We start from the raw sequence: 23,429 nt of genomic DNA on the forward strand, positions 1-23,429 counted from the left end.
CGGGATGCCCGGCTTGTGGTGCATGATGGCGAGCGTGGGGGACTTCGTGATCAGGATGCTCGCCGTCGTCGCGGCCGTGTGCCTGCTGCCCGTCGCGCCCGCGCTCGCGGCGCCCGGCGATGACGGCATGGAGAAGCTGTTCACCTTCCGGGACGAACGCATCACGGAGTCCAGCGGCCTGGCCGTCTCGCCGACCCACGACGACGTCTACTACACCCACAACGACAGCTCCGCCGCCCCCGTCTTCTACGCGGTGGACGGCAAGGGCCGCACGATCGCCACCTTCCACCTTCGCGGCGCCGAGGCCCGCGACTGGGAGGCCATGGCCGCGAGCAAGGACCCGGCGACCGGTCGCGGCGTGCTCTGGTTCGCCGACATCGGCGACAACCTCGACGGCGCGTGGCCCGACGTCTCCGTCTACAAGGTGGCCGAGCCGCGCACCCTCGCCGACGCCACGCTGCCCGCCGTCCGCTACCGCCTCCGCTACGCCGACGGGGCGCGCAACGCCGAGGGCATCATGGTGCACCCGAAGACCGGGCGGCTGTACGTCGTGTCCAAGGAGTTCGCCGGGTCCGTCTATGCCGCGCCGAAGAAGCTGCGCAGCGACCGGGTCAACGTGCTGCGCCGGGTCGCCTCCGCGCCCATCATGGCCACGGACGCCGCGTACGCGCCCGACGGGTCGTCGTACGTCGTGCGCACCTACTTCTCCGCCACCCTCTACAAGCCCAACGGCGAGGTGCTGGCCAGGGTGCGGATGCCGGAGCTGAAGCAGGCCGAGTCGATCGCGTACACGGCCGACGGCAAGGCGCTGCTCACCGGCAGCGAGGGGCTGCACAGCCCCGTCTACCGGGTGCCGCTCCCGACCTCCGCCACGCCCACGCCCACCCCTTCGGAGACTCCATCGGCAACGGGGGCCGACGACGAGGAGAGCGCGCAGGCCGCGCCCGCCGGCTCGCCGGGCGGGCTGACCGCGAGGGACGTGCTCATCTGGCTGGCCGCCGCGGCCATCGCGATCAGCGTCATCACGTTCCTGGCCCGGCGTACTCGCTAGGCCCGCCGCGCGGTCCGCGTGGGTCCGCCATCGGCCGGTCGGGGGCGCTCAGGGGCGGTGGGCGCGGCCTTCGGGGCGCATGGTGGCGGTGAACATGTCGCCGCGCAGCGCGCGTTCGACCACCTCGATCGAGCGGGACAGCCGTACCAGCCGTGGCCCCTCCTGGCGGTAGGTGTCGAGCACGGCCTCGATGGCGTGCGGCGGCAGATGGCCCTTGAGGTCGACGGCGGCGGCGCGGTAGCCGGCGCGGGCGGCCTCGACGGCGGACTTCACGTGGTGGCGGGCCATCGCGGCCAGTGCCACGGGGTGCCGTCTGAGCACCTCGTACGCCCGGTAGTCCGGCGGCACCGCATCGAGCAGCCAGGCCACGGCCGAGGTCTCCCAGTCGGGCACGCTGGGCGGGCGGACCTCGGCGGGCCACTCTGGCGGGACGTACATACCGCCAATCGTACTGAAGTTCGATTGTCGAAGGGAGAGTGCCCCGGCGCGGTCCCAGAGAGGCCGGATATGGCGGGGACGGGCGGTAAGTCGGAAAATCGGCGTGTGACGGAGAAGATCGGAGTCGTGGGCGCGGGCATCGTCGGGCTGGCGGTGGCGCGCGAGCTGGCCGGCACCAGAGGCGCCGAGGTGACCGTGCTGGAGAAGGAGGACCGCGTCGGGGCCCACCAGACCGGCCACAACAGCGGCGTCGTGCACGCGGGCATCTACTACCCGCCGGGCTCGCTCAAGGCGCGGCTCTGCAGGGAGGGCGTGGCGCTGCTCAAGGAGTACTGCTCCGGGCACGGGCTGCCGTACGAGGAGGTCGGCAAGCTCGTGGTGGCGAGCACCCGTGCCGAGCGGCCGCTGCTCGCGGCGCTGGCCCAGCGGGCGCGCGCCAACGGCGTGCCGGACATCGCCGAGCTGGACGGGCTCGGGCTGCGCGAGATCGAGCCGCATGCGGTCGGCGTGGGCGCGATCCACTCGCCGCGTACCGCGATCTGCGACTTCCCCGCCGTCGCGCGCCGGCTCGCCCAGGACGTGGCCGAGCTGGGCGGTTCGGTACGCCTGTCCGCCCCCGTCAGGGCCATCAGGGAGCGCGCGGGCAAGGTGGAGGTGGTGGCCGGGCGGCAGCGGCTGGCCTTCGACCGCCTGGTGGTCTGCGCCGGCCTGGGCACCGACGCGGTGGCCGAGATGGCGGGCGCGCCGGGCGAGGTGCGGATCGTGCCGTTCAGGGGCGAGTACTACGCGCTCAGACCGGCCGCGGCCGAGCTGGTGCGCGGGCTCATCTACCCGGTGCCGGACCCGCGCTATCCGTTCCTGGGCGTGCATCTGACGCGCAGGATCGGCGGGGGCGTGCTGGTGGGGCCGAACGCGGTGCTGGCGCTCGCCTACGAAGGCTACAAGTGGCGAAATCTTGGCAATTTTCGGCAAATTTTGGGTTGGCCAGGGACGCTGCGCATGGCCGCAGCCCACTGGCGTACCGGCATCAAGGAGATCTACGGCTCGCTCGTCAAGGGAGCCTTCCTCGAAGCCGCCCGCCGCTACGTGCCACGGCTGACCGCCGATGACCTGGAAAGAGCCCCGGGCGGCGTCCGCGCCCAGGCCGTCGCGCGAAACGGCCGCCTGGTGGACGACTTCGTCGTGGACGTGCACGGCAAGGTCGTCCTCGTCCGCAACGCGCCCTCACCCGCGGCCACGTCGAGCCTGGCGATCGCCCGGCACATTGCCGGAATTGTCCCAGCACTCGTCCGATGAGGGCATCCTTGGATGTGATGGAATCACGCCTGCTGATAGTCGAGGACGACCCGAACATTCTCGAACTCCTCGCCGCGAGCCTGAGGTTCGCGGGTTTCGACGTGACCACGGCTAAGAGCGGACTCGACGCCGTCAACGCCGTCCAACGCCACCGCCCCGACCTCGTGGTGCTCGACGTCATGCTGCCCGACCTCGACGGTTTCGAGATCGTCGAGCGGATGCGCGGCGGCGGGATGCACACGCCGGTGGTGTTCCTGACCGCGCGCGACGAGACCGAGGACAAGATCCGCGGTCTCACGATCGGCGGCGACGACTACGTGACGAAGCCGTTCAGCCTGGAAGAGGTGGTCGCGAGGATCCACGCCGTGCTGCGCCGTACGAGCGGCGACGCGCAGGCGGCCCCGCCCAGGCTGACGTTCGCCGACATCGAGCTGGACGAGGAGAGCCACGAGGTGTGGCGCGGCGGCACCGCCGTCGCGCTGTCGCCCACCGAGTTCAAGCTGCTGCGCTACTTCATGACGAACGCGGGCCGCGTCCTGTCCAAGCCGCAGATCCTCGACCACGTGTGGGACTACGACTTCCGCGGCGAGGTGGGGATCGTCGAGTCGTACGTGTCCGTGCTGCGCCGCAAGATCGACAACCGGAGCCCCCGGCTCATCCACACCCTGCGCGGCGTCGGATACGTCATGCGCCTGCCGCCGGGCAGCTGATGCGCGGTATGCCGCTGCGGATCAAGCTCATCGCGTCGATGCTGGCGCTGCTCGGCCTCGGCATGTTCTTCATCGGCCTGGTGAGCGTCTCCGTCCTGCACGGCTACCTGATCGACCGGGTGGACAGCCAGCTCCACCTGCTCAGCGCACGCATGGAGAAGAAGGTCAGGAGCGACTGGCGCAAGGACAGGGAGACCCCGGAGCGGCCGATCCTCATCGAGTCCGACGCGATCGCGCTGGTCAAGGAGCGGGGCGGCGAGTTCGTCCCCATGCTGACCGACCGTGACGTGGACGCCAAACCGAAGCCCGTGCTCGCGGCCAAGCCGGGCCACGAGCCCTACACCGCGCCCGCGGTGAGCGGCGACGGCGAATGGCGGGTGCTGGAGACCGAGGGGCCGTGGCGCACACTCGTCGTCGCGGTGGACCTGGAAGAGGTGGACGCCATCACCCGCAGGCTCGTGCTCATCGAGCTGTGCGGCGGCGGCGGGATCCTGTTCATCCTGGCGGTGGCCGGCGTCACGATCGTGCGGCGCAGCATGCGCCCGCTGGCCGAGATCGAGCGTACGGCCGAGGCCATCGCGGGCGGCGAGCTGGGCCGCAGGGTGCCCGACGGCGACCCTCGCACGGAGGTGGGCGGCCTGGCCAGGTCGCTCAACGGCATGCTGGCCCAGATCGAGGCCGCGTTCGCCGCCAGGTCGGCCTCCGAGGCCGCGGCCCGCCGCTCGGAGGACCGCATGCGGCAGTTCGTCGGCGACGCCTCCCACGAGCTGCGCACCCCGCTCACCTCGATCCGCGGCTTCGCCGAGTACGCCAGGCAGAACCCGCAGGCCGACGCCACCGAGCTGATGCAGCGCGTGGAGAAGGCGGCGGCCCGGATGAGCCTGCTGGTGGACGACCTGCTGCTGCTCGCCAGGGTGGACCAGCAGCGCCCGCTGCGCATGCAGCCGGTCGACATGCTGGCGCTGGCGGCCGACGCCGTACAGGACGCGCGGATCCTCGCCCCCGACCGGGAGATCAAGCTCGACGTGGTCGGCGGCGCGGCGCTCATCGTCTCCGGCGACGAGGTGCGGCTGCGCCAGGTCATCAGCAACCTCGTCACCAACGCCATCGTGCACACCGAGCCCGGCTCCCCGATCGTGGTGCGGGCCGGCGGCACCGCCGACAAGGTGTTCGTCGAGGTCGTCGACAGCGGCCCGGGACTCACGCCAGAGCAGGTCGAGCACGTCTTCGAGCGCTTCTACCGGGCCGACTCCGCCCGCTCGCGCCGCCGCTCCGCCGAGGACCGCGGCAGCGGCCTGGGCCTGGCCATCGTGCAGGCCCTCGTCGAGGCTCACGACGGCACCGTCACCGTGCAGAGCTCGCCCGAGTCCGGCTCCACCTTCCGCGTCGAACTCCCACTGGCCTTGGAGTGAGCGTTCAGCAAACCCTCAGAATGCTGCGTCACCCTGGGGAGGTGACGAATGCCGAGGCGTTGATCATGGTCGTGGACGACGAGCCCAGCATCAGGGACCTGCTCGCCGCGAGCCTGCGCTTCTCCGGGTTCGAGGTGCTGACCGCCGCCGACGGCGAGGAGGCCGTCGAGGTCGCCGTACGCACCTCGCCCGACCTCGTGGTGCTCGACGTCATGCTGCCCGACCTCGACGGGTTCGAGGTGGCCAAGCGCATCGACGCGCCCGTGCTGTTCCTCACCGCCCGCGACGCCACCGAGGACAAGATCGCCGGGCTGCGGGTCGGCGACGACTACGTGACCAAGCCGTTCAGCCTGGAGGAGGTGCAGGCCAGGATCCGCGCGGTGCTGCGCCGCACCAGGGGCGACGCCGCGCCGGTCAGCAAGCTCAAGGTCGCCGACCTGGAGCTGGACGAGGAGACCCGCGAGGTGCGGCGGGCCGGGCGGCAGGTGCGGTTGTCGCCGACCGAGTTCAAGCTGCTGCACTACTTCATGATCAACGCCGGGCGGGTGCTGTCGAAGGCGCAGATCCTCGACCACGTGTGGAACTACGACTTCGGCGGCGACGCCGGCGTGGTCGAGTCGTACGTGTCGTACCTGCGCCGCAAGGTGGACGACGTCGAGCCGCGGCTCATTCACACGCTGCGCAGCGTGGGTTACGTGTTGAGAGAGCCGCCTGCGGGTTAGCGTGCAGGTATGGACCTGCTCGGCGCGCTCGAATCGCTGCGCCGGCCGCTGGACCGGGAGCTGTTCCCGCTGGCCGTCGGCGACGCCGCGGCCGATCGGCGCGCACTGCGCGCGCTGACCGGGCAGCTCGACGACTACCTGCTGCCCCGGCTGCGCGCGCTCGACGCGCCGCTGCTCGCCGTCGTCGGCGGCTCCACCGGCGCCGGCAAGTCCACGCTGGTCAACTCCCTCGTCGGCGCCGACGTCGCCGAGCCGGGCGTGCTGCGGCCCACCACGCTCGTGCCCACGCTCGTCGCCAACCCCGCCGACCGGGCCTGGTTCATGGGCAAGAACGTCCTGCCCGGCCTCTCCCGCGCCACCGGCGAGGGGCCGGGCGACCTGCGCGTCGTCACCTCGCCCGCGCTCGGGGCCGGGCTCGCGCTGCTCGACGCGCCCGACATCGACTCCGTGGTCACCGCCAACCGCGAGCTGGCCGCCCAGCTCCTGGCCGCCGCCGACCTGTGGCTGTTCGTCACCACCGCCGCCCGCTACGCCGACGAGGTGCCCTGGAGCTTCCTGCGTTCCGCCCGCGAACGCAGCACCGCGCTCGCCGTCGTACTCGACCGGGTGCCGCCCGAGGCCGTCGAGCCCGTCTCCCGCGACCTCGGCAGGCTGCTGCGCGAGAACGGCCTCGAAGGCACCCGCCTGTTCACCGTGCCCGAGACGGCGCTGCCCGACGAGAAGTCCCGGCTGCCCGCCGAGTCCGTACGGCCCATCGCCGGCTGGCTGGCCGAGCTGGCCGCCGACGCCGCCCAGCGGTCCCTGGTCGTGCGCCAGACGCTCACCGGGGCGCTCGACAGCCTCGCTCCCCGCGTGGCGTCGCTCGCCACCGCCGTCGAACGCCAGCAGGACGCCTTCGACGGGCTGCGCGCCATCGTCGAGGCCGCGTACGCGGGCGGCATGGCCGACTTCGACGAGGGCATGCGCGACGGCTCGCTGCTGCGCGGCGAGGTGCTGGCCCGCTGGCAGGACTTCATCGGCACCGGCGACATCATGCGCTCCCTGGAAAGCCGCGTCGGGTGGCTGCGCGATCGCCTCGTCGGGTTCTTCACCGGGCGAATGCCGGAGGTGCAGCTCCGCGACGCCCTGGAGAGCGGGGTCGAAACGCTCATCAGAGGCGCCGCCGACGGGGCCGCCGAGCGGGCGCTCGAAGGCTGGTCGGCCGCGCCCGGCGGCCCCGGGCTGCTCGACCGGCTCGGCGCCGTCGAGTCCGCCCGCCTCGGCCGGGCCTCTCCCGAACTCGGGCGGCGGGCCGAGGCGGCGGTGCGGGGGTGGCAGGCGTACGTGCTGGACCTCGTCCGCGAGGAGGGCGCGGAACGGCGCACCGCCGCCAGGGCGGCCTCCTTCGGCGTGAACGGCGCCGGGCTGCTGCTCATGCTGGCCGTCTTCGCCTCCACCGGCGGGCTCACCGGGATCGAGGTCGGCATCGCGGGCGGCACCAGCGTGCTGTCCCAGAAGCTCCTCGAGGCCGTCTTCGGCGATCAGGCCGTACGGACGCTCACCGCGCTGGCCCGGGAGGACCTGCGGGAACGCGTGCGGGAGCTGCTCGCCGACGAGGCGGACCGGTTCCTCGACCTCCTGGCGACCGTCGAGCCGCCCAGGGACACCGCCGACGCCCTCCGCTCGGCCGCCCGCCTCATCCAGGAACACCGCACCGAGCTCCCCGGCGCCGCCGACATGCCCGGCGCGCTCGAAGACCACCCTCTCCTGCCCGGCCCGGCCTCCGGAGCAGGCTCATCGCCGGACGCTGACCTGAGCCAAGGTGGCGAAGGCCCGCGTGGGGAGGGTGCGGAGCCGCCCGGGGACGAGGGGCGTCCTGAGCGGGGGGAGGGCGCGTGAAGCTGCTGCGCCGTAAGGAGGGGCCGTCGCTCGACTCCCGGCTCGCCGCCCTGATCGAGGCCGCCGACCTGGGGGCGGGACGGCTTCCCGACGCGGCCGTGGCGGCGGCCCGCGAGGTGGCCGGGCGCGCGGGGGCACGGCGCGAGCTGTCACTCGACCACACCGTGGTCGCCCTGGCCGGCGCCACGGGCAGCGGCAAGTCCTCGCTGTACAACGCGCTGGCCGGGAAGAAGCTCGCGGACGTCGGCGTCACCAGGCCCACGACCTCGGCCGCCCAGGCCGCCCTGTGGGACGGCGACGGCGCGGGCCCGCTCCTCGACTGGCTGGAGGTGCCGCACCGCCACTCGGCGGCCGAGCCGGGCGGCGCGGCCGGGACAGGCGGCGCGGCCGGGACAGGCGGCGCGGCCGGGACAGGCGGCGCGGCCGGGACGGGCGGTATGGGCGGCGCGGCCGGGACGGGCGAGTCCGGCTGGGCGGGCAAGCCGGGCGAGGCGGCCGATCTGGCCGGTCTCGTCCTGCTCGACCTGCCCGACCACGACTCCATCCGGCTGTCGCACCGCCTGGAGGTGGACCGCCTGGTGAGCCAGGTGGACCTGCTGGTGTGGGTGGTGGACCCGCAAAAGTACGCCGACGCCGCGCTGCACGAACGCTACCTGCGCCCGCTGGCCGGGCACCGGGACGTGACGGTGGTGGTGCTCAACCAGGTGGACCGGCTGCCTCCGGCCGCCGTCGAGCGCTGCCTCGACGACCTGCGCCGCCTCCTGGACGGCGACGGGCTGACCGGCGTCCCCGTTCTCGCCGTCTCGGCCAGGACCGGGCAGGGACTCGACGCTCTGCGTACGCTCCTCGCCGAGCGCGTCGCGGACCGCCGCTCGTGGTCGGCCCGCCTCTCCGCCGACATCACGACCGCCGCCGCCCACCTCGCCGCCGGAGAGCCGTCCGCGCCCACAGCGGGCCGGGACGCGCCCGATCGGCGGCCTGCGGGCGCGGCTGGTGGCGGGGCGGGGAAGGACGAGGGGGCCAGGCGGCTCGATGGGGCCGGGCGGGCGCTGACCGGGGCGTTGTGCGCGGCGGCCGGGGTGCCGGTGATCGTGGAGGCCGTGGCGAAGGGACACCGGCACCGCGCGGTGGTGGCCACCGGGTGGCCGGTGACGAGGTGGCTGCGGAGGTTCCGGCCGGATCCGCTGCGGCGGCTGCGCATCCAGCCGCCGCGTGGCCGGCGGGACGGGGAGGGCAGGGAGGTCGTCGGGCGTACGTCGGTGCCCGCCGCGTCGGTGGCGCAGCGCGCCCAGGTCGAGACCGCGATCAGGGACGTCGCCGAGGTGGCGGCCGACGGGCTGCCGGGCCCCTGGGCGGCCGCGGTACGGCAGGCGGCGAGGTCGCGCGCCGCCGAGCTGGCGGACGCCGTCGACCGGGTCGTGGCCACGACGGCGGCGGGCGCGACCAGGCGGCCACGCTGGTGGCGGGCGGTGAACGTCCTGCAGTGGCTGGTCTTCGCCGCCCTGCTGGCGGGCGCGATCTGGCTGGGCGTGCTGTTCGCGATGGACTATCTGCGCCTGCCGCAGCCGCCGCTTCCGACCGCCGGGCCGGTGCCGTGGCCGACGGTGCTGCTGGTGGGCGGCGCGGTGGCGGGCCTGGTCATCGCGCTGCTGTCCCGCCTCGCGGCCTGGGCGGGCGGGCGGCGCCGGGCCCGCCGTACGGCCAAGGCGCTGCGCGCGGCGATCGGCGAGGTCGGCCGCGAGCTGGTGATCGAGCCCGCCCAGGCGGAACTGGCGACCTACGCCCGCTTCACCGAGGCGCTCGAAGTGGCGCGCGGCTGAGGCCCCAGAGCCCCTCAGAGGGGGCGGCGGATGAGGGTGGCGGCGAGGGCCGCACCGCCCAGCGCGAATGCGGCGGCGGCGAGGAAGGGCGCCGAGGGGCCGACGTGCTCGCCCACCGCGCCGGCCGCCGCGGATCCCAGCGCGCCGCCGATGCCGAGCGTCGTGGACACCCAGCCGAACGCCTCCGCCTGCGCGGCGGGCGCGTACTCGTCGACGAGCAGCGACGACGTCGTGAGCGACGGGTTGAGCATGAGCCCGCCCGCGAACAGCAGCACCCAGAACACGACCAGCGCCCCCACCAGGATCAGCGGCGCCAGAATGAGCCCGAGCGCCAGCAGCAGCCCGGCCAGCCGCACCGGGACGGGCAGCCGCCAGACGCGGGCTCCGTAGGCGGCGGCGCCCGCGATGCCGCCCAGCGACAGGGCGGCCACGAGGACACCGGCGGCGGCCGGCACGTCACGGGCGGCGGCCAGCGCGGGCACGCCCACCTGCAGCGCCCCGACGACCGCGCCGAGCAAAGTGGTGACGGCCAGCAGCATGAGCATCCGCCGGTCGGCGAACACCCGTCCCCGCTGCCGTACGGCCGTGGTCCTCCCCGTGCGCAGCGCGCGGGCGAAGGCCAGCGTCCCGGCTCCGGCCGCCGCCGCGACCACGCCCAGCGCCACCGACGACGAGGTCACCGCGATCAGCAGCCCGAACGCCAGCGGCCCCATCATCATGGCCAGCTCCTGCACCAGGTAGACGAGGCTGTAGGCGGCGGTGCGCCCCTCGGCGGCCGTCCTGGCGCCCCACGCGATGCGCATGCTGACCGAGACCGGCGGCAGCCCCATGCCCGCCGTCCAGGCGAGCACCGGCAGCGGCCACCACGGCAGGCCGTCCCGGGCGCAGGCGAGCAGCGCCAGCAGCGCCGCGACGTGCAGGAGCGCCGTGCCGGCCAGCACCGGCCCGGCGCCGTGCCGGTCCATCAGCCGCCCCTGCACCGGACGTCCCATGCCCGCGCCCACCGAGAACGCCGCCGCCGCGGCCCCCGCGAAGGCCAGCGACCCGGTGGCGTGCTCCGTCACGAGCACGATGCCGACGGGCGCCACCTGCTGGGTGAGCTGAGCGAGGAACCCGAGCACGGCCTGCGCCGCGACGCCGGGCAGGCCGAGCAGCCTCCGGTAGGGGAGACCGCCCGGCCCGTCACGCGTCATGAGCCGCAGGCTACCTCGCGAAGATCACACGATCGGGCAGCCGTACAGGTTCAGCGACTTCTCGTTCTGGAAGAGCACCTTGGCGATCTCGGGGCCGCTGAGTCCTTCCCAGGCGACCAGCGAGAGCAGTTCCCTGTCGTCGTCGCTCAGCCGCTGGAACGCCTGGTACGCCGGGTCGTGCGTCCTGTCGGGCACGGCCCAGGAGGCGGCCTCCTCGCGGAGCCTGGCGGCCAGGGCGGTCCTGTGCTCCTCGGCGCGGAAGTGGTTGGCGAGCACCCGCCTGGCGACGCCGTACAGCCAGAGTCTGGCCTCCTCCTCGCGCCGGGGGATGTCGTCGAGCCGCCGCCAGGCCGTGGTGAAGGTCTCGGCGATCACGTCGGCGATGTCGTCCGGGGACGCGCGCCGCCTGACATATGTGGCGATGGCGGGATAGTGCGCCATATAAAGCTCCTCGAAGCGTTGCTCGGGCTCAGGCAGGCCCATGGAGTGGTCCTTCCGATCGGCGAACACGCCCGAGGAGATGTCCGGATATGAGAGGAGTGTTTCAGCCTGTTCCGAGCGATCGGGCCACCTCGCGGAGCGCGGCGAGGAGCGGGCGCAGCAGGGGATGGGCGTCGGAGCCCCGGCGTACGGCGGCGAAGACGCGGCGTTCGGGACCCGGCGTGTGGCGCACCACGACCCCGCGCAGCGCCATGTCGCGCAGCGCGAGCCGGGGGACGAGCGCCACCCCGGCGCCGGCACCGACCAGGGCGACCACGGCGCGGAAGTCGTCGGAGCAGTGGACGAGGTCGGGCGTGAAACCGGCCTGCTGGCAGGCGAACGTGATCACGTCGTGCACCGGGTTGCCCGGGTAGGGGCCGATCCAGGTCTCGCGGGCCAGCGACACCAGCGTCGCGGAACCGGCCAGTGGATGATCGCGGGGGAGTACCAGGTCGAACGGCTCGGCGTACAGGGGGTGGCGCGACAGGCGGCGGTCGGCGGCGTCGGGCGCGCCGCGGTACTCCACCGCGATGGCGAGGTCGGCGCGCTCGTCGAGCAGCATGGACAGGCCCTGGTCGCCCTCGGCGTCGAGGACGCGGACGCGCACGCCGGGCGCGGTGGTGCGCAGCGCGGTGATCGCGGGGGAGAGCACGGCGCTGATCGCGGTGGCGAAGCAGGTCACGGTGACCTCGCCGGCCTCGCCCGTCGTGTACGCCGCCACCTCCGCCTCGGCGCGTTCGAGCTGGGCGAGCACCTCGTTGGCATGGGCCAGCATGATCTTGCCGACGGCGGTGAGGTGCACGCCGCGCCCGTCGCGATTGAGCAGGCGGTGGCCCACCTCGTGCTCCAGCGCGGCGAGCTGCTGGGACACGGCGGAGGGCGTCAGGTGCAGCGCGGCCGCCGCGGCGGTGACCGTGCCGTGGTCGGCCACCGCCCGCAGCGTACGCAGCCGCCGCGTGTCAATCACGCTGCGAGAATACGCCGCTCGGCCGCTCCCGCGGCCCCGGCCCCACCCTGTCTCGAGTTCGGCGGGGTTCCGAGTTCGGCGGGGTTCCGAGTTCGGCGGGGTTCCGAGTTCGGCGGGGTTCCGGGTTCGGCGGGCCGGGAGCCGGGCGGAGGCTCCGGCTCGGGAACCGGAGCAGGCGGCCCTCGGAGCGCAGGCCCGAAGCCGGGGCGCGGGCCCCAGGTTCGGAGCCGGGTGGTGGTCAGGCGGCGCGGGCCTGGGTGAAGGCCTCGATCGCGCGGTCCACGTCCTCGGGCGAGTGGGCGGCCGAGAGCTGCACGCGGATGCGCGCCTGCCCGTGCGGGACGACGGGGTAGGAGAAGCCGATCACGTAGATGCCCAGGTCGAGCAGGCGCTCGGCCATGGCGGCGGCCTCGGCGGCGTCGCCGATCATCACGGGCACGATCGGGTGGTCGCCCGGCAGGATGTCGAAGCCGGCCTTCGTCATCCCCTCACGGAAGCGCGCGGTGTTGGCGCGCAGCCGTTCGCGGGCCTCGCTGGTGGTCTCCAGCAGGTCGAGGATGCGCAGCGACGCCGCCGCGATGACGGGCGCGAGCGAGTTGGAGAACAGGTACGGGCGGGAGCGCTGCCGCAGCAGCTCGCAGATCTCCTTGCGGGCCGAGACGTAGCCGCCGCTGGCCCCGCCGAGCGCCTTGCCCAGGGTGCCGGTGATGATGTCGATCCGGTCGGTCACGCCGTGCAGCTCCGGCGTGCCGCGCCCGGTGGGCCCGACGAAGCCGACCGCGTGGGAGTCGTCGACCATGACCATGGCGTCGTACCGGTCGGCCAGGTCGCAGATCTCGCGCAGCGGCGCGACGTATCCGTCCATGGAGAACACGCCGTCGGTCACGATGAGCCGCCGCCGCGCGTCCGAGGCCTCCTTCAGCCGCGACTCCAGCTCGGCCATGTCACGGTTGGCGTAGCGCAGGCGCTTGGCCTTGGACAGGCGGATGCCGTCGATGATGCTGGCGTGGTTGAGCGCGTCGGAGATCACCGCGTCCTGGGCGTCGAGCAGGGTCTCGAACACGCCGCCGTTGGCGTCGAAGCAGGAGCTGTACAGGACGGTGTCCTCCATGCCGAGGAAGTCGGACAGACGGGACTCCAGCTCCTTGTGCACCTCCTGGGTGCCGCAGATGAACCGCACGGAGGCCATGCCGAACCCCCAGCGGTCGAGCGCCTGCTTGGCCGCCTCGATCACCCGGGGGTCGTCGGCCAGGCCCAGGTAGTTGTTGGCGCAGAAGTTGAGCACCTCGCGCCCGGCCACGCTCACCTGGGAGCTCTGCGGGGTGGAGATGACGCGCTCGGGCTTGAGCAGCCCGGCCTCGGTGATCTCGTCGAGCGTCGCACGCAGCTGCTCGCGCACGTTGGTGAACATCAAGCGCTCCTGTTCATGGTCGGTACCGCTGCGAAGTCCCGCACGGCTCACTCGCTCCAGTCGAGGATGACCTTGCCGGTACGGCCGCTCGCCGCCGTGTCGAAGGCGGCGTCGAAGTCCCGGTACGAGAACCGGTCGGTGATCACCGGGGTGAGGTCGAGGCCCTTCTCCAGCAGGACCGACATGTTGTACCAGGTCTCGTACATCTCGCGGCCGTAGACGCCCTTGATGGTGAGCATGGAGGTGACGACCGTCGACCAGTCGATGGCGAACTCCTCGGCGGGCAGCCCCAGCATGGCGATCTTGCCGCCGTGGGTCATGCTCGCGATCATGTCGCGCACGGCGACCGGGTTGCCGGACATCTCGAGCCCCACGTCGAAGCCCTCGCGCAGGTGGAGCTGCCGCATGCCCTCGGTGATGGAGGAGCGGGCGACGTTCACGGCCAGCGTGACGCCGAGCTTGCCGGCCAGGTCGAGCCGTTCGTCGCTGACGTCGGTGATCATCACGTTGCGCGCGCCGACGTGGGTGGCGACGGCGGCCGCCATGAGGCCGATCGGGCCCGCCCCGGTGATCAGCACGTCCTCGCCGACCAGGGGGAACGACAGCGCGGTGTGCACGGCGTTGCCGAAGGGGTCGAAGATGGCGGCGACGTCGGGGTGCACGGGGGTGCGGTGGACCCACACGTTGGTGGCGGGCAGCGTGACGTACTCGGCGAAGGCGCCGTCCCTGTTGACGCCGAGCCCGATCGTGTTGCGGCACAGGTGGCGGCGGCCCGCCATGCAGTTGCGGCACTTGCCGCAGACGATGTGGCCCTCGCCGCTGACGAGGTCGCCGACCGCGATGTCCTCGACGCCGGGCGCGACCTCGACGACCTCGCCGCTGAACTCGTGGCCCACGATGAGCGGGAGCTCCAGCGTGTGGCGCGCCCAGTCGTCATATTTCCGGATATGCAGGTCCGTGCCGCAGATCCCGGTGCGCAGCACCCGGATCTTCACCTCGCCGGGACCGACCTCCGGCTCGGGCACGTCCACCAGCCACAGGCCAGGCTCGGCCTGGTTCTTGACCAGCGCTTTCATGACGTCGCTCCCCCTGTCACAACCTACTGACGAGACCCCGGCCCGTCACCCCGCCGCCCCGCAGGGCCGGCGAGCCGCCGGATGTGACTCGTCGGAACGCACTGTGCCGCTTCGGCTCGGGACGTGTCCATCGAGGAGTTCTTAAGTGCCCCCACAGCTCCGCTTCACGCGGCCCCGCACCAGGTGGATCGGTTCTCGCGGCTGCCGCAGAAAGGCCGGCTCCCGTCGCGTGGCCACGCGCGGAGCCGCATCCGCCGCACGATGGCCGGCCCGCTTCGCGCGGCCCCGTGGCGGGTTGATCCGGCCGGCCCGCTTCGGGCGGCCCCGCGGCGGGTGGGTAACTGGCAGAATTAGCCAATCGACTTGGGATAAACGGAGGGAGCCCGGATGACCCGGCAGAGCGGCGACGCCTCCCTCCTGCGCAGGCTCAACTCGGCGGCGATCCTGCGCGTCTTGCGCGAGAGCGGCCCGTCCACCGTGTCCGAGCTGGCGGGCGCGGCCCGGGTGTCCCGCCCCACGGCCGAGGTCATCGTGGACGAGCTGGTCGCGGGCGGCTGGGCGGAGGAGTGCGGCGACGAGCCCGCCGACCGCAGGCGGGGCCGCCCGGCGCGGCGCTTCAGGTTCCGGGCCGCGGCCGGTCACGTGGCGGGGGTGGGCGTCGGATCGTCCTGGCTGCGTGCGATGGTGAGCGACCTCGACGGCACGGTGGTGGCCGCCCATCGCGTACGCCACCACGCCTCGATGCCCGCCGCCGATCGGCTCGACGCCATCGCGGGGCTGGTCGAGACGGTGGCGGCGCAGGCCGGGCTGCCGGTGTCCGGCCTCGCGGCGGTGTGCGTCGGCACGACGGGCACGGTCGACGGCTCGGGCCGGGTGGTCAAGAGCGTCGCGCTGGCCGGCTGGACGGGGCTCGACCTGCGCGGCGAGCTGGCCCGCAGGCTCCCCGCCGCCGTGCTGGTCGAGAACGACATGCGCCTCGCGGTGCTGGCCGAGCGCTGGCGCGGGCGGGCGCGCGGCCACGACGACGTGGTCTACCTGTTCACCGGCAGCAGGCTCGGCCTGGGCCTGCTGATCGGCGGCCGGCCGCACAGGGGCGCGCACGCGGCGTCGGGCGAGATCGGCCGCCAGGCCGGCGACCACTGGCTGGCGCACCGCCACGTCGTCGACTACGCGCTCGCCGCCGAGCCGGGGGAGATGCGCTCGCAGCGCGAGGCCGCCGAGTTCGCGATCGAGCGGGCGCGCGCCGGGGACGAGAAGGCCGTGGCCGCCGTCCGCGCGTTCGCCCGGCATCTCGGCGACGGCCTGCTCACCGTGGTCAGCCCGCTCGACCCGGAGCTGGTGGTGATCGGCGGTGTCCTGGCCGAGGCCGGTGACCTGCTGCTCGGGCCGATCGCGGAGCGTTTCGCGGACGTCTGCCTCTACCCGCCGCCGGTGGTGGCATCGACGCTGGGCAGCGAGTGCGTCGTGCTCGGCGCGGTGAGGTGGGCGCTCGACCACGCTGAACGCGACCTCTTTACGCTGCCCGCTTGACCGATGGAATGCGCGTTCGTGCGCGATCCGCCGGTGTCTTGACCGGCTTCGGAAGATCGTGCCAGATTTAAGCAAACAACTTACGTAAAGCAGAGGGCTGCCCCGGCCCTGACGTGACGCCGGCTCGCAGCGACCGCGGGAAGGACATCAGTGGAAGATCTGCGCATCGGAGTCATCGGGCTCGGCCTGCGGACCAGCATCGCCCTGGCCGCCGACCGGCCGGGCGAGGGCGCCGTGGTGGCCGCCCTGTGCGACATCGACCCCGCCGTGCTCAAGCGGCAGTCCGCGACGTTCCCCTCGGCCGGCTTCCTCACCCAGGACCACCGCGAGCTGCTCGCCAGGCCCGACATCGACGCCGTCATCGTCAACACCCCCGACGACACGCACGAGGCGCTGGCCATCGACGCGCTGCGCGCCGGCAAGGCCGTCTACCTCGAAAAGCCGATGGCCATCACCATCGACGGCTGCGACGCCATCCTGCGCACCGCCCGCGAGACCGGCACCCGCCTGTACGTCGGGCACAACATGCGCCACATGGGCGTCGTCCGGCTGATGCGCGACATCATCGCCAAGGGCGTCATCGGCGAGCCCAAGACCGTCTGGGTGCGCCACTTCGTCGGTTACGGCACCGAGTTCTACTACAAGGACTGGCACGCCGACCGCACCCGTACGACGGGGCTGCTGCTGCAGAAGGCCACCCACGACATCGACGTCGTCCACTGGCTGGCCGGCGGCTACACCACCAGGGTCAACGCGCTCGGCGACCTGCTGCTCCACGGCGACCTGCCGCGCCGCGCCCCGGGCACGCCCCGGCCGGACGCTTGGCTGCTGGAGGACGACTGGCCGCCCACCGCGCGCAAGGACCTCAACCCCGTCGTGGACGTCGAGGACGTCTCGGTCATGAACATGCGGCTCGACAACGGCGTCATCGCGGCCTACCAGCAGTGCCACTTCACGCCCGACTACGTGCGCAACTACACGGTCATCGGCTCCGAGGGCCGGCTGGAGAACTTCGGCGACGGGCCCGGGGCCACGGTCAAGGTGTGGAACACCGGGCCCACGCACTATCGGGAGGACTGCGACATCGCGTACAAGGTGCCCGACGCGAAGGGCACGCACGGCGGCGCGGACGTGCAGATCATGTCGGAGTTCATCCGGTTCGCCAGGGAGGGCGGGGTGACCGACACCTCGCCGGTGGCGGCCAGGATGAGCGTCGCGGCCGGCTACCTCGCCACGCGCTCGCTGCGCGACGGCGGCGTGCCGTACGACGTGCCGCCCCTGGACGCCGACCTCGCCGCCTACTTCGACCGCGGCCAGCAGGACACCGCCTGAGACGCCTACGCGCAGGAGCGACCGGCTCGCCCGGCCGCTCCGTCGCGTGGAGCCAGATGCCTTCGCCGGGGTGACTGGCGGGTTCCGCCTGGGGTTTCGCCCTGTGGGGCTTGACGCTTTCGCGCTCGGGGCCGAAGCCGCCGGTGCCGCCCGCGTTCCGGCGGGCGGCGGCGCGCGGCTTCAGGGGCCCGGCCTTCAGCGGGCGGAGTGGGGATCGGCGTCAGCGGCGCTCGGTCTCGGTCGGCTGCTTGTCGAGGTCGCCGAGCGGTGACGGCTCGGGGACGGACTGGGTGAGCTGGCGCGGGCCGGTGGAGTCGCCCTCCTGGGCGTCGGCGACCGCCTCGGCCGCCGCCTCCGCCGCCTTGGCGAGCTCTTCGTCCGCGGCGGAGGTCTCGGGCAGGTCCTCCCTGGTCGCGGTGCGGGGCAGCGCCTCGGTGAACGCCTTGGACACGCCCTGCAGCGCGGAGGTGACCTCGCTGGGAATCACCCAGAACGTGTTGCCGCTGCCCTGGGCGAGCTGCGGCAGCACCTGGAGGTACTGGTAGGCGAGCAGCTTGGGGTCGGGGTCGTTGCGGTGGACGGCCTGGAAGACCTGGTCGATGGCCCGCGACTGGCCTTCGGCCTCCAGGATCGCGGCGGTGCGCTGGCCCTCGGCCCGCAGGATGCGGCTCTGCTTGTCGCCTTCGGCGGTGAGGATCTGCGACTGCCGCTGGCCTTCGGCGGTGAGGATGGCGGCCCGCTTGTCGCGCTCGGCCCGCATCTGCTTCTCCATCGCGTCCTTGATGGTCTTGGGCGGGTCGATGGCCTTGATCTCGACGCGGTTGACGCGGATGCCCCACTTGCCGGTGGCCTCGTCGAGCACGCCGCGCAGCTGGCTGTTGATGGTGTCGCGGGAGGTGAGGGTCTTCTCCAGGTCCATCGAGCCGACGACGTTGCGCAGCGTGGTGACCGTGAGCTGCTCGACCGCCTGGATGTAGTTGGCGATCTCGTACGCCGCCGCCCGCGGGTCGGTGACCTGGAAGTACAGCACGGTGTCGATCTCGACGACGAGGTTGTCCTCGGTGATGACCGGCTGGGGGCGGAAGGAGACGACCTGTTCGCGCAGGTCGATCATGGGGTAGACGCGGTCGATGTACGGGATGACGAAGTTCAGGCCGGGCTTGAGCGTGCGGTGGTAGCGGCCGAGCCGCTCGACGTTGCGCGCCCGGGCCTGCGGGACGATCCGCACCGCTTTCAGCAGCGTGATCACCGCGAACAGGATGACGAACACTCCGACCAGCAACAGCGGGTCCATGGATCACTCCCGGGGATATACGAGGGCTGTCGCCCCTTCGATCTCGATGACGTCGACGGTCGCCCCGGCGGGGATCACCAGGGTTTCGTCATAGGCGCGCGCCGACCACTCCTCGCCCCCGATGCGCACGCGACCGCCCCTGCCCGTCACCTCGGAGACGACGTAGGCGGGTTTGCCTACGAGCGCTTCCACGCCGAACCGTTGCAATTGCGGTTGTTTCACATGGCGCATCGCGATGGGCTTGAGCACCAGCAATCCGGCGGTGGACGTCAGGGCGAAGAACAGTAACTGCAGGGGAACGGGCAGCCCGATGGCCGCGGTCGCGGCGGTGAGCAGGGCGGCGACCCCGAGCAGACCAAGGGACGCCGTCAAAGTGAAGATTTCGGCCACACCGAGGACGATCGCGAGGATTACCCAGATGACCCATTCGTCCATGTCGGCCCTCCTTTAGGTATAACGGGCCTGCGCTCTTATCTGGTTCCCCCAATGTCCACCGTAATCCTGATTTCAACCCCTCGGCACCACACCGCGCACGGCCACGGTCCGCGGCAGCGCGCTTCCCTGCCGCCATTTCTCCCACGACAGTTGCCAGTAGCCCCACCCGTTGTGCCATTCGAGCGGCCGGTCGGTGCCGGTGATGAGCACGGGGTCACCGCGCAGTGAGGTCTCGTAGAACCACGCGGCCTGGTCGGGGCGGGCGTTGACGCAACCGTGACTGACATTGACCCTGCCCTGGGCCCAGACGTTGTCTTTTGCGTGCACGTATTCACCGCTGTCGGAGATGCGTACGGCGTGGTCGATCATCAGGTCGTAATAACCGGGATCGCCTTTTTCCCTGCCGGGCGAGATCATCCGGACCGGATGACCCTTGTCCATGGTCAAATGCCATCCGCTGGTCGTGGTGTATTCGACGGTGGTGGCCATGCCGGCGCTGATGGCCATGCGCTGGGCCACCTTTCCGTCGCGGTAGACGATCATCCGGTGGGTCCTGGTGTCGATGGTGCTGGTCTGCTTGCGGCCCACGGTGAAGGTGAACGTGGTGTCGGTGCCCCCGAAAAGGCCGTCGCCGCCGCGCACGCCGGCCAGGTGGGCGGTGACCGTGACCCGCTGCCGCGGTGTCCAGAACCAGCGGGGGCGGTAGGCGACCCTGGCGTCGTCGAGCCAGCGCCAGGCGCCCTCGACGGGGGCGGCCGTGCGCACTTCGAGCGCCTGCTCCACGGCGGCGCGGTCGCGAACCGGGGTGTCGAACTCCAGGATGATCGGCATGCCGACGCCGACGGTCTCGCCGGGCAGCGGCGTGGTGCGGGCCACGTGGAAGGTGCTGGAGACCGCGCGCGTGCGGATGCGGCCCATGGCGACCGTGGCGGGCGCGCCCTCGCGGGTGGCGGTGGCGGTGACCGTGTATTCGGTGGCGGGCTTGAGCGTCCAGCTCGTACGCCACGTCGTGCGCGAGGCGTCGAGCCGCCCCGGCACCGGCTCGCCGCCCTGATAGACGAGCACCTGGCTGAGCGTGCCGCCCTGGGCCCTGACGATCAGGCCGCGGTCGGGCCTGGCCCGCTTGCTGTCGAACGGCGGCCAGACCCGCACGACGGGCGGCGCGGCGGGGGCCTGCGCCGTGACGGACGAACACCCGCAGACCAGGAGGAAGGCGACACAGAACATCGCAGCACGACGCATGTGACTCCTGCTTTCCGAGGGAGAGGGAGCTCCCAGGGTAGCGGTGTGTCACGAGGTAAGCACGTCGAGTTACTTATCCGACGGTTCCGGAAACCTCCCCGAGGGTCACCTCGCCGGCCGTGGCCCGGATCGTGACCGTGTCGCCGTCTTCGAGGAACGTGCGGGTCTCGCCCCCGGCCAGCTTGATCGGGTCGGCCCCGTTCCAGGTCAGCTCCATGAGGGAGCCGCGCTGACCGCGCTCGGGGCCGGAGATCGTGCCGCTGGCGAACAGGTCGCCGGTGCGCAGCGAGGCGCCGTTCACCGTCATGTGGGCGAGCATCTGGTCGGGCGTCCAGTACATGCCGGAATAGGGCGGACGGGAGATCACCTCGCCGTTCAGCAGCACCTCAAGGGTGATGTCGAGCCCCCAGTCGCCCTGCCGCCGCAGGTACGCGGCCGGCTCGGGGTCCTGCGCCCGCCCCGGTACGCGCGGCAGCGCCTCCAGCGGCGTCACCCAGGGCGAGATCGACGTGGCGAACGACTTGCCGAGGAACGGCCCGAGCGGCACGTACTCCCAGGCCTGGATGTCGCGCGCGCTCCAGTCGTTGACCAGCGTCACCCCGAACACGTGCTCTTCGAGCGGCCCCGCGGGCTCGCCGGGCTCGGTCGGCACGCCGACCACGAACCCCAGCTCCGCCTCGATGTCGAGCTTCCTGCACGGTCCGAAAACGCCGGGCCCGAGCTGCCCGCTCGGCCTCCTGACCGGCGTGCCGGAGACCACGACCGTGCCCGCCCTGCCGTGGTAGCCGACCGGAAGGTGCCGCCAGTTGGGCTGCAGCGGCTCGGTTCCGGGGCGCAGGATCTGCCCGAGCGCGCTCGCGTGCTCCAGCGAGGCGTAGAAGTCGACGTAGTCGGCCACCTCGAACGGCATGTGCAGGCGCACCTGGTCGAGCGGGATCAGGTGGTCCTCGATGACCGCCAGGTCGGTGGTGAGCTTGGTGCGGATCAGCTCCCTGGTGGCGTGCCAGGCCGCGTGCCCCCTCGCCATGAACGGGTTGAGCGAAGGCGCGGCGAAGATCTCGTCGTGCAGCGCGGGCGCGAGGTCGAGCACCCTGTCGCCGTACCTGACGCCGACCCTGGGCCGCTCCCCTGGACAGGAGAAGACCCCGTACGGCAGGTTGCCGACACCCCAGCTCACCGGGTGCCCTCCTCGATCAGTCCGAGCGCGCGCAGGTCGTCGAGCGGCGCGGTGGTGTTGCACGAGCCGTAGCTGACCAGTAGCCGCCGGGCGCGCTCCGCGGTCTCGTCGGACACGGCGCGGGCCATGTGCACGAGGCGGGTCACGTCGGTCGTGCGCAGCACGTGCGTCGGGTCGCGTCCCTCGACGGCCTCGCAGACTGCGAGCAGCAGGTTGAGGAAGCCGTGGCGGTCGACGCCGAGCGAGGGGTCGAAGTGGCGTACGGCGTGGTGCAGCCCGGCCGTCGCCTTGAACGGGATGCCGGTGTCCGCGCAGGACTTGATGAACTGCGCGAGGTGCTCGGCCGGCGGGAACTCCTCGGCCGACGCACCGCCGCAGCGCACCTTCAGCCCGGTGCCGGGCGGCACGTCGCCGGCCGCCTTGTGCGCGGGCACCTCGGCGAACAGCCGCACGCCCGAGGGCAGGCCGAGCCGCGCGGCCAGCTCTTCGACCGTGCTGTCCGGCGGCAGCCTGGTCTCGACGTAGTCCACCGGCAGGTCGCCGAAGTCGGGCAGCTCGTCGGTGTCGGCGATGAGCCCGATGCGGCGCGGCCGGTAGCCGGAGCCGCGCAGCCGGTCGAGCCGGCTCGCCGGGCAGAGGAAGCGGTGGGTGAGCACCTCGTGGCCGTGCTCCAGGTCGCGCCGGTTGCGGGCCAGCGCCTCGGTCATGTGCAGGGACGACGGCGGGAACAGTCCCGCGTCGTCGACGAGTGCGGCGTAAAGTTTCATCGTGCCCACGTCCAGGCATAGTCGGGGTCCTCGCAGGACAGCGCGCCCTGCCCGAGGTCCAGCGGGCGGAAGGTGTCGACCATGACGGCCATCTCGGTCGTCGCGGTGACGCCGCGCGACACGGCGTCGATCACCGCCTCGACCGCGCCGGGCTGCGGCCCGTGGGTGAAGCCCGCGGGGTGCAGCGAGATGGAGCCGACGTCGATGCCGGAGCCCGCCCGCGCCGAGTAGTCGCCGCCCACGTAGAACATGAACTCGTCGGAGTCCACGTTGTGGTGGTTGTACGGGATCGGCACCGCCTCGGGGTGGTAGTCGAGCGGCCGCGGGCAGAACGAGCAGACCACGAACCCGGGTCCCTCGAACGTCTGGTGCACGGGCGGCGGCGCGTGCGTCTTCTTCACGATCGGCTCGAAGTCGTTGATGTTGAACGCGTACGGGTAGAGGTAGCCGTCCCAGCCGACCACGTCGAACGGGTGGTGGCGGTAGACGAGCCGGCTCAGCCCGCCGCGGGTGCGCACCAGCACCGGCACCTCCTCGCCCGAGACGATGTACGGCTCGGTGGGCGCGCGCAGGTCGCGCTCGCAGTAGGGGGCGTGCTCGAGGAACTGGCCGTACTGCGACAGGTAGCGCTTGGGCGGCCTGATGTGCCCGGACGCCTCGATGGCCAGCACGTTGACCTGCCCGTCGGGCACCCAGCGGTGGATGGTGCCGGTCGGGACGATCACGTAGTCGCCCTCGCCGGCCTCGATGACGCCGTAGGTGGACTCGAAGCGCACCCGCCCGCGCTGCACGTAGACGCACTCGTCGCCCATGGAGTTGCGGTAGAGCTCGCTCGGCCGGTCGCTGGTGGCGTACGAGAGCCGGACGTCGGCGTTGCCCGCCAGCACCATGCGTCCGGTGACGAGGTCGCCCGCGCTGGCGAGCTCCTGGGTGCGGAAGTGGCGGGGCGAGAGCGGCAGGTTGGGCCGCAGCGCGGTCTCCACGGACGGGGTGACGGCCTCGGCCTTGACGATGGCCGTCGGCAGGTGGCGGTGGTAGAGCAGCGAGGAGTCGGACGAGAAGCCCTCTTCGCCCATCAGCTCTTCGGCGTAGAGGCCGCCGTCCGGACGTCTGAACTGCACGTGCCGCTTTCGCGGCACCTCTCCCACGACGCGGTAGTACGGCATTCAGCCTCCATAGATGTCCGCTTATCGGACGG

The 23,429-nt window shown here is 72.5% G+C and carries 21 protein-coding genes; 9 read left to right on the plus strand and 12 right to left on the minus strand.

The genetic code is table 11. The annotated features are described in order from the left end of the window. The first annotated feature begins 34 nt into the window (after positions 1–34). Positions 35–1,051: a hypothetical protein gene (locus ACGFIM_RS37340; RefSeq protein ID WP_393210925.1), complete on the plus strand. Its 1,017-nt coding sequence runs from the start codon at positions 35–37 to the stop codon at positions 1,049–1,051. Positions 1,052–1,099: 48 nt separating this feature from the next. On the opposite strand, the gene ACGFIM_RS37345 is transcribed toward ACGFIM_RS37340, so the two are convergent. Beyond that, on the minus strand, positions 1,100–1,489 hold the full coding sequence (locus ACGFIM_RS37345) for a hypothetical protein (RefSeq protein WP_393210928.1): 390 nt from the start codon (positions 1,487–1,489) through the stop codon (positions 1,100–1,102). 69 nt (positions 1,490–1,558) lie between these two features. Here ACGFIM_RS37345 and lhgO point away from each other — a divergent pair, with 69 nt between their 5' ends. The 6 genes from lhgO to ACGFIM_RS37375 are packed head-to-tail and all read left to right on the plus strand — an operon-like array spanning position 1,559 to position 9,327. After that, the gene (gene lhgO, locus ACGFIM_RS37350) at positions 1,559–2,785 is read left to right on the plus strand and encodes an L-2-hydroxyglutarate oxidase (protein ID WP_393210931.1); all 1,227 of its coding nucleotides are present in this window, start codon (positions 1,559–1,561) and stop codon (positions 2,783–2,785) included. 17 nt (positions 2,786–2,802) lie between these two features. Continuing rightward, the gene (locus ACGFIM_RS37355) at positions 2,803–3,495 is read left to right on the plus strand and encodes a response regulator transcription factor (protein ID WP_393210934.1); all 693 of its coding nucleotides are present in this window, start codon (positions 2,803–2,805) and stop codon (positions 3,493–3,495) included. 8 nt (positions 3,496–3,503) lie between these two features. Beyond that, the gene (locus ACGFIM_RS37360) at positions 3,504–4,907 is read left to right on the plus strand and encodes a sensor histidine kinase (RefSeq protein ID WP_393210936.1); all 1,404 of its coding nucleotides are present in this window, start codon (positions 3,504–3,506) and stop codon (positions 4,905–4,907) included. A gap of 20 nt (positions 4,908–4,927) precedes the next feature. After that, complete coding sequence (locus tag ACGFIM_RS37365) at positions 4,928–5,629, plus strand: response regulator transcription factor (RefSeq protein ID WP_393210939.1); 702 nt, start codon at positions 4,928–4,930, stop codon at positions 5,627–5,629. Between the two features lie 9 nt (positions 5,630–5,638). Beyond that, positions 5,639–7,507: an ABC transporter gene (locus ACGFIM_RS37370; RefSeq protein ID WP_393210942.1), complete on the plus strand. Its 1,869-nt coding sequence runs from the start codon at positions 5,639–5,641 to the stop codon at positions 7,505–7,507. Next, on the plus strand, positions 7,504–9,327 hold the full coding sequence (locus ACGFIM_RS37375) for an ABC transporter (protein ID WP_393210945.1): 1,824 nt from the start codon (positions 7,504–7,506) through the stop codon (positions 9,325–9,327). Before ACGFIM_RS37370 ends, ACGFIM_RS37375 begins: the two co-directional genes overlap by 4 nt. Before the next feature lie 14 nt (positions 9,328–9,341). Here the strand turns inward: ACGFIM_RS37375 and ACGFIM_RS37380 are convergent, their stop codons facing one another. The 5 genes from ACGFIM_RS37380 to tdh all read right to left on the minus strand — a co-directional run bounded on the left by ACGFIM_RS37380 (position 9,342) and on the right by tdh (position 14,454). Next, complete coding sequence (locus ACGFIM_RS37380) at positions 9,342–10,520, minus strand: MFS transporter (protein ID WP_393210948.1); 1,179 nt, start codon at positions 10,518–10,520, stop codon at positions 9,342–9,344. Positions 10,521–10,544: 24 nt separating this feature from the next. Further along, a complete protein-coding gene (locus ACGFIM_RS37385) occupies positions 10,545–11,003 on the minus strand; it encodes an RNA polymerase sigma factor (protein ID WP_393210950.1) in 459 nt (152 codons plus the stop codon). A gap of 61 nt (positions 11,004–11,064) precedes the next feature. Next, positions 11,065–11,967, minus strand: coding sequence for a LysR family transcriptional regulator (locus ACGFIM_RS37390; RefSeq protein WP_393210953.1), 903 nt, complete (start codon positions 11,965–11,967; stop codon positions 11,065–11,067). Between the two features lie 238 nt (positions 11,968–12,205). Further along, complete coding sequence (locus ACGFIM_RS37395) at positions 12,206–13,378, minus strand: glycine C-acetyltransferase (protein ID WP_393210956.1); 1,173 nt, start codon at positions 13,376–13,378, stop codon at positions 12,206–12,208. Between the two features lie 47 nt (positions 13,379–13,425). Then, positions 13,426–14,454, minus strand: a complete 1,029-nt coding sequence (tdh, locus tag ACGFIM_RS37400) for an L-threonine 3-dehydrogenase (protein ID WP_393210959.1) — start codon at positions 14,452–14,454, stop codon at positions 13,426–13,428. Between the two features lie 387 nt (positions 14,455–14,841). On the opposite strand from tdh, the gene ACGFIM_RS37405 reads away from it, so the two are divergent. Beyond that, entirely contained in the window at positions 14,842–15,984 is a 1,143-nt protein-coding gene (locus tag ACGFIM_RS37405; RefSeq protein ID WP_393210962.1) for an ROK family protein, read from the plus strand. A 150-nt stretch (positions 15,985–16,134) separates the two neighbouring features. Continuing rightward, positions 16,135–17,316 carry a Gfo/Idh/MocA family protein gene (locus ACGFIM_RS37410; protein ID WP_393210964.1) on the plus strand — a complete coding sequence of 394 codons (1,182 nt, stop codon included), beginning with the start codon at positions 16,135–16,137 and terminating at the stop codon, positions 17,314–17,316. Positions 17,317–17,536: 220 nt separating this feature from the next. Here ACGFIM_RS37410 and ACGFIM_RS37415 read toward each other — a convergent pair whose 3' ends face one another. The 6 genes from ACGFIM_RS37415 to ACGFIM_RS37440 all read right to left on the minus strand — a co-directional run bounded on the left by ACGFIM_RS37415 (position 17,537) and on the right by ACGFIM_RS37440 (position 23,397). Then, positions 17,537–18,610: an SPFH domain-containing protein gene (locus ACGFIM_RS37415; RefSeq protein WP_393210967.1), complete on the minus strand. Its 1,074-nt coding sequence runs from the start codon at positions 18,608–18,610 to the stop codon at positions 17,537–17,539. A 3-nt stretch (positions 18,611–18,613) separates the two neighbouring features. Then, a complete protein-coding gene (locus tag ACGFIM_RS37420) occupies positions 18,614–19,045 on the minus strand; it encodes an NfeD family protein (RefSeq protein WP_393210970.1) in 432 nt (143 codons plus the stop codon). 72 nt (positions 19,046–19,117) lie between these two features. Continuing rightward, positions 19,118–20,287: an Ig-like domain-containing protein gene (locus ACGFIM_RS37425; RefSeq protein WP_393210973.1), complete on the minus strand. Its 1,170-nt coding sequence runs from the start codon at positions 20,285–20,287 to the stop codon at positions 19,118–19,120. 73 nt (positions 20,288–20,360) lie between these two features. Next, on the minus strand, positions 20,361–21,464 hold the full coding sequence (gene fahA, locus ACGFIM_RS37430) for a fumarylacetoacetase (RefSeq protein WP_393210976.1): 1,104 nt from the start codon (positions 21,462–21,464) through the stop codon (positions 20,361–20,363). After that, complete coding sequence (locus ACGFIM_RS37435) at positions 21,461–22,231, minus strand: hypothetical protein (RefSeq protein WP_393210979.1); 771 nt, start codon at positions 22,229–22,231, stop codon at positions 21,461–21,463. The genes fahA and ACGFIM_RS37435 overlap by 4 nt, the downstream gene beginning before the upstream one ends. Further along, a complete protein-coding gene (locus ACGFIM_RS37440) occupies positions 22,228–23,397 on the minus strand; it encodes a homogentisate 1,2-dioxygenase (RefSeq protein ID WP_393210982.1) in 1,170 nt (389 codons plus the stop codon). The genes ACGFIM_RS37435 and ACGFIM_RS37440 overlap by 4 nt, the downstream gene beginning before the upstream one ends. Between the last annotated feature and the right edge of the window lie 32 nt (positions 23,398–23,429).

This window comes from Nonomuraea sp. NPDC049309, from assembly GCF_043196965.1.
Lineage (GTDB): Bacteria > Actinomycetota > Actinomycetes > Streptosporangiales > Streptosporangiaceae > Nonomuraea > Nonomuraea fastidiosa.

Bases quoted from the DNA above. Each gene is read 5' to 3' on its own strand.
- ACGFIM_RS37345 (WP_393210928.1), bottom strand. From the start codon at position 1,489: ATGTACGTCCCGCCAGAGTGGCCCGCCGAGGTCCGCCCGCCCAGCGTG.
- ACGFIM_RS37425 (WP_393210973.1), bottom strand. From the start codon at position 20,287: ATGCGTCGTGCTGCGATGTTCTGTGTCGCCTTCCTCCTGGTCTGCGGG.
- ACGFIM_RS37395 (WP_393210956.1), bottom strand. From the start codon at position 13,378: ATGTTCACCAACGTGCGCGAGCAGCTGCGTGCGACGCTCGACGAGATC.
- ACGFIM_RS37370 (WP_393210942.1), top strand. From the start codon at position 5,639: ATGGACCTGCTCGGCGCGCTCGAATCGCTGCGCCGGCCGCTGGACCGG.
- ACGFIM_RS37440 (WP_393210982.1), bottom strand. From the start codon at position 23,397: ATGCCGTACTACCGCGTCGTGGGAGAGGTGCCGCGAAAGCGGCACGTG.
- ACGFIM_RS37380 (WP_393210948.1), bottom strand. From the start codon at position 10,520: ATGACGCGTGACGGGCCGGGCGGTCTCCCCTACCGGAGGCTGCTCGGC.
- ACGFIM_RS37435 (WP_393210979.1), bottom strand. From the start codon at position 22,231: ATGAAACTTTACGCCGCACTCGTCGACGACGCGGGACTGTTCCCGCCG.
- ACGFIM_RS37405 (WP_393210962.1), top strand. From the start codon at position 14,842: ATGACCCGGCAGAGCGGCGACGCCTCCCTCCTGCGCAGGCTCAACTCG.
- ACGFIM_RS37360 (WP_393210936.1), top strand. From the start codon at position 3,504: ATGCCGCTGCGGATCAAGCTCATCGCGTCGATGCTGGCGCTGCTCGGC.
- tdh (WP_393210959.1), bottom strand. From the start codon at position 14,454: ATGAAAGCGCTGGTCAAGAACCAGGCCGAGCCTGGCCTGTGGCTGGTG.
- ACGFIM_RS37415 (WP_393210967.1), bottom strand. From the start codon at position 18,610: ATGGACCCGCTGTTGCTGGTCGGAGTGTTCGTCATCCTGTTCGCGGTG.
- ACGFIM_RS37385 (WP_393210950.1), bottom strand. From the start codon at position 11,003: ATGGGCCTGCCTGAGCCCGAGCAACGCTTCGAGGAGCTTTATATGGCG.
- ACGFIM_RS37355 (WP_393210934.1), top strand. From the start codon at position 2,803: ATGGAATCACGCCTGCTGATAGTCGAGGACGACCCGAACATTCTCGAA.
- ACGFIM_RS37365 (WP_393210939.1), top strand. From the start codon at position 4,928: ATGCTGCGTCACCCTGGGGAGGTGACGAATGCCGAGGCGTTGATCATG.
- lhgO (WP_393210931.1), top strand. From the start codon at position 1,559: ATGGCGGGGACGGGCGGTAAGTCGGAAAATCGGCGTGTGACGGAGAAG.
- ACGFIM_RS37420 (WP_393210970.1), bottom strand. From the start codon at position 19,045: ATGGACGAATGGGTCATCTGGGTAATCCTCGCGATCGTCCTCGGTGTG.